Source organism: Alicyclobacillus dauci (assembly GCF_026651605.1).
GTDB classification, from domain to species: Bacteria; Bacillota; Bacilli; order Alicyclobacillales; family Alicyclobacillaceae; genus Alicyclobacillus; species Alicyclobacillus dauci.
On the sequence record NZ_CP104064.1, the window covers coordinates 1,105,009 to 1,119,751 of the forward strand.

Annotated in this window: 13 protein-coding genes and 1 tRNA gene; all 14 read left to right on the forward strand. The window is 50.0% G+C overall.

The annotated features are described in order from the left end of the window. The first annotated feature begins 121 nt into the window (after positions 1-121). Positions 122-1,105 (forward strand): tryptophan--tRNA ligase, encoded by a 984-nt coding sequence (gene trpS, locus NZD86_RS05475; RefSeq protein ID WP_268045479.1) that lies wholly within the window; start codon positions 122-124, stop codon positions 1,103-1,105. 63 nt (positions 1,106-1,168) lie between these two features. Then, positions 1,169-1,849: a response regulator transcription factor gene (locus tag NZD86_RS05480; protein WP_268045480.1), complete on the forward strand. Its 681-nt coding sequence runs from the start codon at positions 1,169-1,171 to the stop codon at positions 1,847-1,849. A 3-nt stretch (positions 1,850-1,852) separates the two neighbouring features. Continuing rightward, the gene (locus NZD86_RS05485; protein WP_268045481.1) at positions 1,853-3,028 is read left to right on the forward strand and encodes a sensor histidine kinase; all 1,176 of its coding nucleotides are present in this window, start codon (positions 1,853-1,855) and stop codon (positions 3,026-3,028) included. Positions 3,029-3,094: 66 nt separating this feature from the next. Continuing rightward, positions 3,095-4,390, forward strand: a complete 1,296-nt coding sequence (icd, locus tag NZD86_RS05490; RefSeq protein WP_268045482.1) for an NADP-dependent isocitrate dehydrogenase — start codon at positions 3,095-3,097, stop codon at positions 4,388-4,390. A gap of 76 nt (positions 4,391-4,466) precedes the next feature. Beyond that, positions 4,467-5,402, forward strand: a complete 936-nt coding sequence (gene mdh, locus NZD86_RS05495; RefSeq protein WP_268045483.1) for a malate dehydrogenase — start codon at positions 4,467-4,469, stop codon at positions 5,400-5,402. Positions 5,403-5,567: 165 nt separating this feature from the next. Beyond that, positions 5,568-8,222, forward strand: a complete 2,655-nt coding sequence (gene polA / locus NZD86_RS05500; protein ID WP_268045484.1) for a DNA polymerase I — start codon at positions 5,568-5,570, stop codon at positions 8,220-8,222. Between the two features lie 57 nt (positions 8,223-8,279). Beyond that, positions 8,280-9,125 carry a bifunctional DNA-formamidopyrimidine glycosylase/DNA-(apurinic or apyrimidinic site) lyase gene (mutM, locus tag NZD86_RS05505; RefSeq protein WP_268045485.1) on the forward strand — a complete coding sequence of 282 codons (846 nt, stop codon included), beginning with the start codon at positions 8,280-8,282 and terminating at the stop codon, positions 9,123-9,125. 60 nt (positions 9,126-9,185) lie between these two features. Beyond that, positions 9,186-9,809 carry a dephospho-CoA kinase gene (gene coaE, locus NZD86_RS05510; RefSeq protein WP_268045486.1) on the forward strand — a complete coding sequence of 208 codons (624 nt, stop codon included), beginning with the start codon at positions 9,186-9,188 and terminating at the stop codon, positions 9,807-9,809. Further along, entirely contained in the window at positions 9,758-10,420 is a 663-nt protein-coding gene (locus NZD86_RS05515; protein ID WP_268045487.1) for a lytic transglycosylase domain-containing protein, read from the forward strand. Before coaE ends, NZD86_RS05515 begins: the two co-directional genes overlap by 52 nt. A 97-nt stretch (positions 10,421-10,517) precedes the next feature. After that, positions 10,518-10,602: transfer RNA gene (locus NZD86_RS05520), tRNA-Leu, on the forward strand. A 205-nt stretch (positions 10,603-10,807) separates the two neighbouring features. Then, a complete protein-coding gene (locus tag NZD86_RS05525; protein WP_268045488.1) occupies positions 10,808-11,569 on the forward strand; it encodes a GntR family transcriptional regulator in 762 nt (253 codons plus the stop codon). 22 nt (positions 11,570-11,591) lie between these two features. Beyond that, positions 11,592-12,629, forward strand: coding sequence for a zinc-dependent alcohol dehydrogenase (locus tag NZD86_RS05530; protein ID WP_268045489.1), 1,038 nt, complete (start codon positions 11,592-11,594; stop codon positions 12,627-12,629). A gap of 82 nt (positions 12,630-12,711) precedes the next feature. Continuing rightward, positions 12,712-13,635 (forward strand): Cgl0159 family (beta/alpha)8-fold protein, encoded by a 924-nt coding sequence (locus tag NZD86_RS05535; protein ID WP_268045491.1) that lies wholly within the window; start codon positions 12,712-12,714, stop codon positions 13,633-13,635. Further along, on the forward strand, positions 13,608-14,558 hold the full coding sequence (iolC, locus tag NZD86_RS05540) for a 5-dehydro-2-deoxygluconokinase (protein WP_268045492.1): 951 nt from the start codon (positions 13,608-13,610) through the stop codon (positions 14,556-14,558). Before NZD86_RS05535 ends, iolC begins: the two co-directional genes overlap by 28 nt. Positions 14,559-14,743: the final 185 nt, after the last annotated feature.

Genomic DNA, 14,743 nt, shown 5'->3' on the forward strand with positions numbered 1-14,743 from the left:
TCGTCGCTGAACATGGGTGGTACCGCGGAATGTTTCGTCCCAATGTCTTTGGGGTGAAATGTTCCGCTTTTTTGATGTTCGTTTTAGACAACGTCTGTAGTTTAGAAAGGGGTTATCTTGTATGCCACGCGTATTCTCAGGAATTCAGCCATCTGGCAATCTCACCATCGGCAATTACCTTGGTGCCATGAAAAACTTCGTCAGGTTGCAGCACGAGGCGGACTGCCTCTTTTGCGTAGTCGATCTCCACGCCATTACCGTTCCCCAGGAACCACATGAACTGCGTCAGAATTCGCGCAACCTGGCGGCTTTGTATATCGCGGCCGGGATCGATCCGAACAAAGCAACTGTATTTATCCAGTCCCACGTGACGGCACATGCGGAGCTTGGATGGATGTTGCAATGTATTGCATATTACGGCGAATTGGGCAGGATGACTCAATTTAAGGACAAATCTGCTCACAAGGATGTCGTGACGGCGGGACTGTTCACCTACCCAGCTCTCATGGCCGCTGATATCTTGCTGTACCAGACGAATCTGGTGCCAGTCGGTGAAGATCAGAAGCAACACCTGGAGTTGACAAGGGATATTGCTGAACGGTTTAACAATCGCTTTGGGGAAACGTTTGCCGTTCCGGACCCGTATATTCCTAAGTTCGGCGGTCGCATCATGAGCCTGGAGAATCCAGATAAGAAAATGAGCAAGAGTGACGAGAGTGCTGGCGCGTACATTTCGATGTTGGATGAGGCGGACGTCATTCGCAAGAAGATCAGCCGTGCTGTCACGGATTCTGGGCGCGAAGTAAGATATGATGTCGAGGAAAAAGCAGCTGTGAGTAACCTAATGACGATTTTTGGACTGTTCACGGACATGACAATAGAGCAAGTGACCGCCCATTTTGATGGAAAAGGCTACGGGCAGTTCAAGAAGGAACTTGCAGAAGTCATTGTTGACGGTCTGGGACCTATTCAAGCTCGCTACAAAGAGTTGATCGCGTCGGACGAAGTGGACCTAGTTCTTAAGGCCGGGGCCGATAAGGCTCGGGAAATGTGCGCATCCACTTTGGCGGATGTCAAGCAGAAACTCGGATTTGTTGCACTCTAAGGTGGACTCGCTGTAGCACCTTGCATCGCAGTAAGATGTCGGATGGTAAGGAAGGGACGTCGCGTGCGACTACTTATCGTGGAAGACGAACTCGAGTTGCAACGTGAACTGGTGTCGTTGTTTGAACAGGCGGGTTTTCAAGTGGACGCTGTAGGAACATCCTTCGAAGGCACCGAGCAGGGGATGAGCCTTGCCTATGACTGTATTGTTTTGGATTATATGTTGCCGGACGGGACCGGCATCAATGTCATATCCGATTTGCGAGAGACAGGGTGCAACACGCCGATTTTAATGCTAACTGTAAAGAATGAAACGCAGGATCGAGTCGAAGGGCTCAATGCCGGAGCGGACGACTACCTGGGGAAACCGTTCGCTCCTGAAGAACTGATCGCCAGAGTCAGTGCCCTCGTCCGGCGAGTGCCATCGCTCTCGGACAACGAGACCTTGTCTTACGGCCGGGCGACCATTCGCACGAAGACGAGGACACTGGAGTTTCGAGGCAAGGTCTTGGAGTTGACCAGCAAAGAATTCGCATTGATGGAGTGCCTATTCCGCCACCAGGGCCAAGTCATGACCCGTGATCAACTCATCGGTCGCGTCTGGGGACCCGACGCCGAAGTGGCCGACAGCGCCCTCGACACGTATATTTACTTCCTTCGTAAAAAATGTGCCAATCTCGGGTGGAAGCGTGCTATTCAAACCATTCGAGGCCGGGGCTATCAATTACAGATGGAGGAACAATAAGCGATGTTTCGCCGGATGTATTTGACGATAGTGGGGCTGCTCGTCGTCAGTACCGGCCTCTTGCTCGTGCTTCTCGGCGCGGCAGTTTACCGAGAACTGAGCAGTGAGCTGACGAAGGATGGACAGAGTGCACTCGCCGACCAAACCGATTCGGTACGCGATCTCGTTCACGATAAACAACTGGGAGTTCGTCCAGATGATCCACATGATTTACGAGATAATCGAGGCCAGAACGTCTACTTTTACGTCGAGACGAAATCCGGAGTGGTGAGCTCCATGAGAGACCCGATCCCGCTTTCTGTGATCAAAGCAAACGTCACCGACAATCACTATGCAGAAATTTCGTACCGCGGGGATCCGTACCGCCTCTACGCGTTTCATACTGTGTTGAACGATGAAAACGATCCGGCATATGTTTATACACTCATCACAGAGGAGCGCTCCATGCTGAGCCATGCTTTAAGTCTCATGTGGACTGTGGGGAGTATCGGATTCGTCGTGGCCTTGGTTGGGGATTTATTCTTGGCGCAGAGGCTGATGCGACCCACTCAGCGTGCATGGACGGCCTACCGAGACACAGTGCTAGAATTGTCACATGAGTTGCAGACCCCGCTCGCCACTGTCAATGCAATGATGTCCAGTCGGAACGTGGATGCTGAAACAGCGCTCGATGTTCGACACGAAATTGAACGCGCGTCCCGAATGGTTTCGGACATGTTGTTCCTCTCACGGCTTCGATCCGGCGTATCACAGCAACCAACGGAACCTGTAGCAGTATCCGACATACTTGAGGAAATTGCGGAACGCTACGGGGGCCTCGGGCTATCGCAGGGGATCCACATCTCGGGCCGAGCGGAGCCTGGCTTGTTTGTCGAGACGACACCGGGAGAATGGGAGAGATTGGTCAGTACCTTATTTAAAAACGTGCTCGATCACGCCGATCCCGCGAAACCTGTCAATTGGGAACTAACTGGAGACGGGCGGCGTGTACACCTGTGTATTGAGAACTCCGTGGCACCCAAGGCGAATGGTAGCGCTACCAGATCGCCGGAACGCGGGGTTGGACTACAAATTGTACGCCGTCTGGCGCAACGAATGAAAGGAACACTAGAGATAGAAAAGGACACGCGTTCCTTCATAGTGAAAGTGACGATCCCTGCGCGCAGACGGCTTTGGTAACGTTGGCGGGTCTTTACCAATGTGCTATCATAAGCAAGTAAACTCTTACATACGGGAGGGCCTGTCATGCCTGATTTCAAACATTATGCCCCTCCGGCAACTGGGAAACCGATTTCGTTGCAGGATGGGAAGTTGAATGTACCTGATCACCCGATTATTCCATTTATCGAAGGCGATGGGACTGGCCCGGACATCTGGCGCGCATCGCAACGCGTTTTCGACGCAGCTGTAGAGAAGGCGTATGGTGGCAAGCGAAAAATAGCTTGGTATGAAGTATACGCCGGAGAAAAGGCTTTCAATAAGTATAATGAATGGCTCCCAGAAGATACACTCAAAGCATTGACCGAATACATTGTCAGCATCAAGGGACCTTTGACGACGCCAGTGGGCGGTGGCATCCGTTCATTGAATGTGGCGCTTCGCCAAGAGTTGGACTTGTATGTATGTTTACGTCCAGTACGTTACTTCCAAGGCGTACCTTCCCCAGTTCGTCACCCTGAACAAGTTGACATGGTCATCTTCCGCGAAAACTCGGAAGACATCTACGCGGGTGTCGAGTGGGCTGAAGGGACACCGGAAGTTAAAAAGGTAATCGACTTCCTTCAAAAGGAAATGGGCGTTAAGAAAATCCGTTTCCCAGAAACCTCTGGTATTGGCATCAAGCCGGTATCTCGTGAAGGTACGGAGCGCCTTGTCCGTGCGGCTATCAACTACGCTATCCAACACAATCGCAAGAGTGTCACACTCGTTCACAAGGGCAACATCATGAAGTTCACCGAGGGTGCCTTCAAGAACTGGGGTTATGAACTAGCGGAAAGAGAGTTTCGGGATCAAGCGTTTACGTGGGTTGAATATGACCGCATTAAAGAAGCCCAAGGTACAGATGCTGCTAACAAAGCCCAGGCAGATGCTCAGGCAGCTGGCAAGATCATTGTCAAAGACGTCATTGCTGACGCTTTCTTGCAGCAGATTCTCACTCGTCCTGCCGAGTACGACGTGATCGCAACGCTTAACCTGAACGGTGACTATGTGTCGGACGCTTTGGCTGCACAAGTTGGCGGCATTGGCATCGCACCTGGCGCGAACATCAATTACGTTTCAGGACACGCCGTGTTCGAAGCAACCCACGGTACGGCGCCGAAGTATGCAGGACTTGACAAGGTCAACCCAGGTTCTGTTATTCTGTCTGGCGTAATGATGCTTGAGCACCTAGGCTGGCAGGAAGCAGCTGATCTCATCACGAGCGCCATCGAAAAATCCATTGAGCAAAAGGTTGTTACGTACGACTTTGCTCGTCTAATGGAAGGTGCAACTGAAGTGAAATGCTCCGAATTTGGAGACCAGATCATCAAGAATATGTAATCACATTGAAAGCGGCCGCGACGGGGATACACCTGTCTCGGGTGCTTTCCCTATGCGCGAAAGGAAGCGACATGTAATGTTGAAACGGAAAAAGATTTCTGTCATCGGTGCTGGTTTCACCGGCGCAACAACGGCTCTCATGATCGCTATGAAGGAACTGGGCGACGTCGTTTTACTCGACATCCCTCAGATGGAAAACCCAACTAAAGGCAAGGCGCTCGACATGGCGGAAGCTATGCCTGTCATCGGAGCCGATTCACGAATTATTGGAACGTCGAACTACGAAGACACAGCTGATTCCGACTTGGTGATCATCACCGCTGGCGTAGCTCGCAAACCAGGTATGAGCCGCGACGATCTCGTTAACACCAACGCGGGGATCGTCAAGTCAGTTACGGAACAGGTCGTCAAGTATTCCCCGAACACCATCATCGTCGTGCTGAGCAACCCGGTCGACGCCATGACTTACGTAGCGTTCAAAGCCAGCGGGTTCTCGAAGAATCGTGTGATCGGCCAAGCTGGTGTCCTTGATACGGCTCGTTTCAATACGTTTGTTGCGGAAGAACTCGGCATCTCCGTTGAAGACGTTCACGGTTTCGTCCTCGGCGTGCATGGCGACGATATGGTACCGCTCGTTCGGTACTCTAACGTCGGCGGTGTACCGCTGGAGAAGTTCTTGTCCAAGGAGCGCATTGAAGAAATCGTGCAGCGCACACGTACGGGTGGTGGCGAGATCGTTGGCCTGCTTGGAAACGGTAGCGCGTACTACGCACCAGCGGCTTCGCTTACGCAAATGGCTGAGTCCATTATCAAGGATAAACGTCGTCTGCTTCCAGCCATCGCTTATCTCGAAGGGGAATTTGGTTATGACAACCTCTTCCTCGGCGTACCAACTGTCTTGGGTGCAAATGGTATCGAAAAGATCGTTGAACTGGAACTTCTTCCTGAAGAAAAAGCCGCACTGGATAAGTCGGCTGAATCGGTCCGCAAAGTCATTCAGGTTGTTAAATAAAATAACCTTGCGTCAAGAAAGACTGTACGCCTGGAGATTGCCTAGGCGTACAGTCTTTTTTAATTTCCAGCCGTGAATAGAGCGATGTCGACAAGCCACCTATGTTAGAATAATAAAGGTGAACGTATAAATTTTCGTCTCCCCAATCCCCGAATGAGGTGGCTTATGTCTACGCAAGCTACAAAGCTCCTTTTAATTGATGGAAACAGCATTTTGTATCGAGCGTTTTTTGCGCTACCTCCGTTGTCGAATCGGAGCGGGCAGCAGACAAATGCAGTTTACGGGTTTACATTGATGCTCTTAAAGTTGCTTCAAGATGAAAACCCTACACATATGGCAGTCGCGTTTGATAAATCAAAGAAGAATTTCCGTCATGACATATACAATTCGTATAAGGGGACGCGCCAAAAGACTCCGGATGAATTGGCAGAACAGTTCCCCCTCGTGAGGTCTCTCTTGCATGCATTCTCCATTCCAGTCCTGGAAGTTGAAGGGTATGAAGCAGACGACATTATCGGTACGCTGGCGAAACAGGCCGATGCACAGGAAATCACGACGCGTATAGTGTCTGGAGATAAAGATTTATTGCAGTTGGTGACGGATCACGTGCATGCTTTGTTGACCCGTCGCGGGATTACGGAAATGGATCATTATGATGTTCAAGGTGTATATGATAGATATAGCTTGAGACCCGAACAGATTGTCGATTTGAAAGGTCTAATGGGTGACTCCTCGGATAACATCCCGGGTGTACCTGGTGTTGGAGAAAAAACAGCCATCAAGTTGTTGACTGCAAGACCAACGGTAGAAGAGGTTCTCGAGCACTTGGATGAAGTGAGCGGTTCAAAGCTTCGCGAAAAATTGGAGACACACCGGGATGGTGCTCTCCTGTCCAAGAAATTAGCTACGATTGCATGCGACGTTCCCGTATCGACTGCAATCGATGATCTGGTATACACAGGGTTCGACAGTAGCGCTGTCGTCGAGGTGTTCAGGGAACTTGAGTTTCAGTCACTGATCGACAAGATTTCCGAGGAAATGAGTGATTCGACAACTTCAGGAAATGCTGGTGACACGGACGACGCAGATTGGCAACAGACGGAGTTTCAACGCGTAACGAGTGCGGAACAATTGGAACGAGTGTGGGCTGAACTTGGCGGTGTCACTGGTTGCGTGTTTGATCTCAACTCGGCCGACTATCACGCTGCGGATGTGAACGGTGTAGCACTTGCGTCACGGGACGCGGCATTCTACATTTCGCTCACAGGAGATCTGGAACTGTCGGATCTGAAGACATGGCTGAAATCCTCCCACGACAAGGTCGTTTTTGACATCAAATCGTTGGCGTTTGTGCTCGATGCGCACGGAATCAATATCCACTCAAGTGGTCGCTGGAATGATGTGAAACTGGCGGCGTATCTTCTCAATCCAACGGATGGCGAAGTGGAACTTGAGGAGATCCTGGCGCGGGAGTCGCATGTGAGAGTCCCGTCAGTTGCGAAAACCGTGGAACATCGAGAAGCACTGTTGTGTCGGATCGCACAAGAACTTCCCGATCTGTACCAGCAGCTCCACAGTGCGCTTGACGCACAGGCATTGGATGACTTGTATCGGAACATCGAGATGCCATTGTCATTTGTTCTCGCCAAAATGGAAATTACGGGATTTCACGTCAATGCCGACAAACTTCGCGCGTTTGGTGAAGACTTGTCCGGCCGGATCGCGAGTCTAACTGAAAATATATACGATCTCGCCGGCACAGAGTTCAACGTAAACTCACCCAAGCAGCTTGGGGAGATTTTGTTCGAAAAGCTCAATCTCCCAGCCGTGAAAAAGACCAAATCTGGATATTCCACGAGTGCCGATGTACTCGAGAAGCTTGCACCCTATCATGAAATCGTGCAAAAAATCTTGGACTATCGCCAATTGGCCAAACTACAATCAACTTATGTAGACGGGCTCTTGAAAGTGATTCGGAAGGAGACGGATCGAATTCACACCCGTTTCCATCAGGCGCTGACGGCAACTGGGCGACTGTCCAGCAGCGAACCAAATTTGCAAAACATCCCGATCCGCTTGGAAGAGGGACGCAAACTCCGCCAGGTGTTCGATGCAACGTATGATGATTGGTCAATTGTTTCCGCCGACTACTCGCAGGTTGAACTTCGCATCCTGGCCCATCTGTCTGGGGACGAAGCGTTGATTGATGCCTTCCGCAGTGGTATGGATATTCACACGCGGACGGCCAGTGATGTCTTTGAAGTCCCTGTTGAAGAAGTGACGTCTCTCATGCGTCGCCAAGCGAAAGCTGTAAACTTCGGCATTGTTTATGGGATAAGTGATTTTGGCCTCGCCCAGAATCTCAACATCCCGCAAAAAGAAGCGAAGAAATTTATTGAAGAGTATTTTCGAAAGTTCCCCGGCGTGAAGGCATATATGGATGACATCGTTGGGCAAGCGAGGCAACAAGGGTATGTATCGACACTCATGAATCGCCGACGGTACTTACCTGATATTCGCGGTAGGAATTTTCATTTACGAAGTTTTGCGGAACGAACTGCCATGAATACACCCATTCAAGGTACCGCTGCAGATATCATTAAACTCGCCATGGTGCATATCGATGAGGCACTCGGCGATTCTCAGTTGGATGCTCGGATGTTGTTGCAGGTTCACGATGAATTGATCTTCGAATGCCCAAGCGATGAATTGGAGGAACTGACAGAACTGGTTCGTGAGAAAATGGAAAATGCCATTACGCTCAACGTTCCGTTGAAAGTGGATATATCGCATGGCAAGACTTGGTACGACGCGAAATAGAATAGAATGTGGTTCGAGAATACGTAATACCTTATTCGATAGAGAGGAGGATGCGTGGTGCCGGAATTACCAGAGGTCGAAACCATCCGCCGAGGTCTCACATCGCTTGTTGTGGGGAAGACGGTGACCTATGTCACTGTTCGGTTGCCACGCATCATCCGCTTTCCCTCAGTCCCTGAGTTTGAGGAACGGCTGGTTGGGCGAACAATTCACGCGATCCACCGACGCGGTAAGTACCTCGTGTTCGACATGGAGCCATTCACGATGATTTCACATCTTCGCATGGAGGGTCAATACCGTGTGGCTGATCGGGACGAGCCACTTGCGTCTCACACGCACGTCATTTTCGGGATGTCAGATGGGACCGAATTGCGATATCGTGATGTTCGTCAATTTGGCACCATGGACGCACTTGCGGACGATGAGGAGAGGCCATCCGGCCTTGTGAACTTAGGTCCGGAGCCGTTTGATCCAGTCCTTACCCCGAATGTCTTCTATACTCGGCTACATAGTCGGTCTGCCCCAATCAAGTCTGTATTGCTCGATCAGGTGTGTATTGCCGGACTGGGGAATATCTATGTTGATGAAGCTCTCTTTCTGTCTGGAATTCATCCTTTGACGAAAGCGAGCCGGATCGGCCAAGGCCGCTGCGAACTACTCTTAGGCGCCATCCGGAACGTCCTGAGCCGCGCTATCGAAGCTGGCGGCAGTTCCGTTCGCACGTACGTGAACGGCTATGGTCGGCACGGTGGATTCCAGATGCAGTTAAACGTCTATGCAAGGCAGGGGCAACCATGCTTCGTATGTGGACAGGCCATAGAAAAGATCAAATTGGGCGGTCGTGGAACCCACTTTTGCCCCCACTGCCAAGCTCGCGGGGGACGGCGGCGAAACGACAACTGAGTGACGCAGTCCAGCGTGCAAGAGTCATAAGTGCTGGAATTGCCGGAGGTGTGATGTGGCGTGATCGTCGGATTGACTGGTGGTATCGCAACAGGAAAAAGTACCGTCTCGAACATGTTTCGTGAGCTTGGCGCATACGTCGTTGATGCGGATGTATGGGCGCGTCGCGTGGTTGAACCCGGATCGGATGGCCTGCGTGAAGTTGTCGAGGCATTTGGAACACGCGTTCTCACGTCTGACGGAGCCCTCAACCGTCAAGAACTAGGTCGAATCATTTTTGCGGATAGTGAAGCTAGGTTACGTTTGAACGCTATCACACATCCGCGTATTCGACAGGGAATGCGTCAGGAGACGGAGACTTACATACAGGCGCATCCGAACGAACCCGTTATTTGGGATGTACCACTCTTATTTGAAGGAGATACGAAATACCTCGTGGACTGTACAGTTCTGGTGTATACGTCACCTGACGTCCAGCTCGGTCGCTTGATGGCTCGAGACGGACTCAGTGAAGAGGACGCACGAGCGCGAATGGAAGCGCAAATGCCCATTGAAGAAAAAAGGAGCCTAGCCACGTACGTGATCGACAACAGTGGCGACATTGATAATACACGGGAGCAGGTGCAAGCAGTATGGACAAAGATTCGCAGCCAACGAACCGCGGGCCAAAGTTCGTCGTTCTAAATCGTAGGTCCCTTCTGGCTGCATGTTTGCTGATTGTTGTACTTGTTGTCATATCGACAAATTCCTTCTGGAGAATGATGTATCCGATCCATTACCAGGAGGAAATACAGAGTTCGGCGGAGTTCGCGCACGTCGATCCACTTCTTGTCGCAAGCATCATTCGTGTGGAGAGTAAGTTTCATTCGCAAGATGTCTCTCATGCGGGAGCTGTGGGTCTCATGCAGCTGATGCCTGACACGGCGCAGTGGATTGCGGACACGATTCGCCACCAGAACACGGGCTCCGGAGCAGCAGTGAGACGACTTCCCAGTGATGCCAAGCAGCTCGCGAGTCCGCAGTACAACATTCTCATTGGCAGTTGGTATGTTCAAAGTTTGATCAAGCAGTTTAACGGAAACGAGGTCGCTGCCGTTGCGGCATATAATGGTGGACCGAAACGAGTCATGGGTTGGCTCCAGGACGGAGTTTGGAATGGGAAGCTAGAGAACATTGACCAAATTCCCGTCGGAGAAACGCGTCACTTCGTAGACCGGGTATTCTACAATTACCACTTGTATCAAAAAATCTACGGTTCGGACAAAGCCTGGAGAAGTGAGTACCCGGTCACGTAGAAGGGGGATTGAGTCGAGCCTTCTATGGTACATTGACAGTGATCGGGTACTTGTTATATAATTTAGTGCGTTGACGTTTAATGTCGATTCATTACATGTCGGGGTGGCGGAATCGGCAGACGCGCACGTTTGAGGGGCGTGTGGGGAAACCCGTGCGGGTTCAAGTCCCGCCCTCGACACCAACGAAAGTCTGATATCTTATAGAAAAGGGATTTTGCGGTATGAACCGCGAAATCCCTTTTCTGGTTTCTTTACTTCCTTGGAATTGAGAATTAGAATGAATTTGTCTAGACATACTATACAAATTTCATTATTTCTTGGGGGGGCTCCACGTCGTATACCATACTGTGTGTGAGATTAATCTTAACCTTCTAAAGGGTGTTTCTGATGAAGTGTGATATCGACAGAACAAGTAGTATTCCGTTGTACCGACAGATTGCAGAATCATTAAAAAATGACATCGAATTACACTCCCTTTCCAAATTACCCTCTGAGCCAGAATTAGCTAATCAATTTGGTGTCAGTCGGATGACAGTAAGGCAAGCGATTACCGAACTATTATCAGAAGGTTTGCTTGTCCGCGTACGGGGACGGGGAACAATTGTTCAAAAAAGACGTGTCCGAAGGCCGCTTAACTTTACAGAAGTGACAAGTTTGTCGGATGACATTAATTCGTTGGGAGAAAATGTTGAGTCGAGGGTACTAGAGCAAACTGAATCTGTTCTTAACAAACACCTCACTGAAAAACTTGGCCTGAATGAAGGAATGAAGGTATATAAGCTGGCTAGGCTACGACTGATTGACGGTAGACCGCTAATCTATCAGGTCTCTTATTTTCCGGAAAGTTTCGCGAGTATCCTTGTACATCAGGATATCGAACACAACTCTGTACTTAAAATATTAAAGCGTACTCGCGGCGTTACCCCTGAGACTGCTAAGTATATTGTTTTTGCTGGATTCGCCGATAGGAAAACGTCTGAAGTCCTCAACTTAAATCCAGGCGACCCAGTCCTTGGCATTGAAAAAATCAGTTATGAAGCAAACGGCGAGTGGTTTGAGGTTGTTGAAACGCGCTGTGTAGCGAATGCGTTTGAACTAACGTTTGAGATTGGAAGGTTCTATCCTTTGGTACAAAACGGCAATTTGTAACACTAGAATGGAGGCGTGGAAAATGAAAGCGTTACGAAAAGTTACTTCAGGTAAAGGAACGCTGCAACTTGAAGAAATGGCAAAACCGACTCCTCAACATGGAAACGTACTTCTCAAGGTGAAAGCTGCCGGAATCTGTGGAACCGATATCCACATTATGCAAGACGAGTTTCCGCACCAGGTGCCGGTTACATTAGGGCATGAAGTAGCTGGAGAGATTGTCAAGTTAGGACCTGGTGTCCATTCTTGGTCTGTGGGAGACAAGGTAATTACCGAAAGTTACTTTTCTGTCTGTGGGCAATGTGAGTATTGCCGTGGTGGTAGACCCAATCTCTGTACGGACAGGCGATCAATTGGGTCAGCAGTTGACGGAGGCATGGCAGAGTTTGTCGAAGTGCCAGCAGTCAATCTACATAAAATACCGGATCACGTCAGTTGGACAGCTGCAGCGTTAACCGAACCTCTTGCGTGTACGGTTCATGCTCTCAACCAAGTCCGGATTCAACCGGGGGAATGGGTTGTGATCTCTGGGCCAGGTCCTATGGGGCTTCTCGCCCTACAGGTGGCTCGCGCAGCTGGCGGAAAGGTTATCATGCTTGGTATTACGCAGGATGCAGAACGATTAAAGGCGGCCCAAAAGCTGGGAGCATCCAGTGTGATAAATGTGGAAGCCACGGACTATGAGGCGGTCGTCTCTCAAATCGTGGAGATGACAGAGGGAGGGGCGCCGGTAGTCCTAGAGTGCTCCGGAGCAGGCCCATCCGCTTCGCTTCTTTTTGATGTTGTGCGAAAGCGTGGTCGTTACGGACAAATCGGATTGTATGGGAAGTCCATCCCGGTCAACATGGATATGGTTTGTTACAAAGAACTCGTCGTAACAGGGACAAACGCATCTATCCCGTCGGCGTGGACCCGGGCTTTAACGTTGCTTGAAGATGGCGCTGTCACTGATGAAGCTGTGGTGTCGGGCGTGTGGAGTTTAGAGAATTGGGAAGATGCGTTCAAGACAGTCATAGCTAAGGGAGCACTTAAAGTCATGCTCGGAGAGACGTCAAAATAGCACTCAGTCGTTGTGTGCCTCGTTTGAGGCAATTTTAGATACAAGCACTCCATTTCAAGAAAAAACTGAGGTGACAATGTCGTTGAACTTAATCAATGAGATTCTTCGTTATCGTCTTGAAGAACCGGAACGAATCAAAGTGTTAGCTGCACGCAGGATTCGAAGAAGCAAGTGGGAACGCGATAAACTTGTCATTGTTGCCATGGATCATCCAGGAAGAAGGGTTGTGGCAGCTGGCGGCAATCCGTGGGCAATGGCAAATCGCAATGATTTGTTGCACCGCATTATCTCTGTCCTTATGCAGCCGGGAGTCGACGGTCTGTTGGCCACACCGGACGTAATGGAGGAAGTCCTGTTACTAAATCACATTGTAACAGAAGCTGGTGGACCGAACTTTGTAGACAACAAAGTGTTGGTAGGTTCCATGAACCGTGGCGGCTTGGCAAACACGGAGTTTGAGCTTGACGATTTTGTGACGGGTTATACTGCAAAATCGATTCGCTATATGAATCTAGATGCCGGAAAGCTGTTGTTTCGTTTAGACCCAGAAATCCGTGATTCACATCGGACAATGAAGTATTGTGTCGATGCACTGAATGAGTTAGAAGACTACGAGTTACCTTGTTTTTTAGAACCCTTGACATCGTCAGGAACAGCCGACGACTTGGTCCGACTCGTCGGGGTTGCGTCCGCGATGGGGCATAGTACGGCGCACCGCTGGATAAAGCTTCCGATGGTTCAGGAAATGAAGCGTGTAGCGGCAGCAACAACGTGTCCAATCGTTCTTCTTGGCGGGATGTCCCCTGGGAAACCGGGACAAATGTTGGAAAACGTAAGAAACGCTCTCGAGGCTGGTATAAATATTCGGGGACTGATGATTGGGCGTGGGGTTCTTTATCCAGAGGATGGGGATTCACCTGTCAATGTAGCGACGAAGCTCGTTGAAGTAGTTAAAGGGAAACAACAAGAGGTGATAACATGGGACGGCCTGAAGTCTATACCCTAGGACGATTGATTGTTGATTTATACGCAAATGATATCGGAGTGCCGATGAAGGATGTCAATTCTTTTAATAAGTACTTAGGAGGTTCCGCCGGAAATACCGCCGTTGGGTTAGCTCGACACGGTGCCAACGTAGGCATGATTAGCCGAGTGGGAAAGGATGGCCATGGACAGTTTTTAAAGGAGACGTTGATTCGTGAAGGTGTAAATACCCGCATGGTTCATGAAGACCCGAACTACCCAACGGGCTTAGCCTTTGCAGCGATAACCCCGCCTAGTGACTCAACAGTTCTTTTTTATAGAAAACCTTGTGCCGACGCAAACATCGAAATTACTGATTTAGACCGGGAAGCACTTGGCAAAGCCAAAATACTGGTGGTGGCCTGTACTGCATTGGCTGTCGCTCCGGGTAGAGATGCCGCACTTGAAGCCCTCGAGTACAACCGTAGTACAGGTGGGGTAAATGTTTTGGACATCGACTGGAGACCTCAGTTTTGGACGAATGAAAGTGAAGCGTCTCTGTACTATCGTCTGGCGCTTCGGCTCGCTGATGTTGTTATTGCGAATGAACCCGAGCTTGAGTTTGTCGGGGGTGGAGGTGACCCGTTAGAGGCTTGCCGAAATGTCTTGGCGTATGGACCGCAGCAGGTCGTTGCAAAGCGTGGCGGAGAGGGCGTCTTATATGTAGGGCCCGAAGGGGTAAGAAATACACCGGCTTTTAAGGTGGATGTATTAAATACGCTTGGTGCGGGTGACGCTTTCGGAGCGGGTTACACCTATGGTTTGCTACAAAGTTGGGAAGTTGAGCGGAGGCTTGAATACGCATGCGCATCCGGCGCAATTGTTGTTTCGCGACATAGTTGTGCTGCAGCCATGCCTACCAATGCAGAGGTTGAGGACCTGATTTCATCGAAAGCGATAAAGTAAGATCCGGACAGGCGCTAAGCGAGGAACTCCAGTTCTCAAATGAAAGTCACCGCTGATACTGAATGGCTATGATAGATGCCACAGAGCGGCTTGATTAAAAAAACGATAAATCTAACGAGACTGATACGCTTGGTATCAGTCTTGTTTATGCTTGGGAAACTATACATCCGACAAAAGTTCAAATA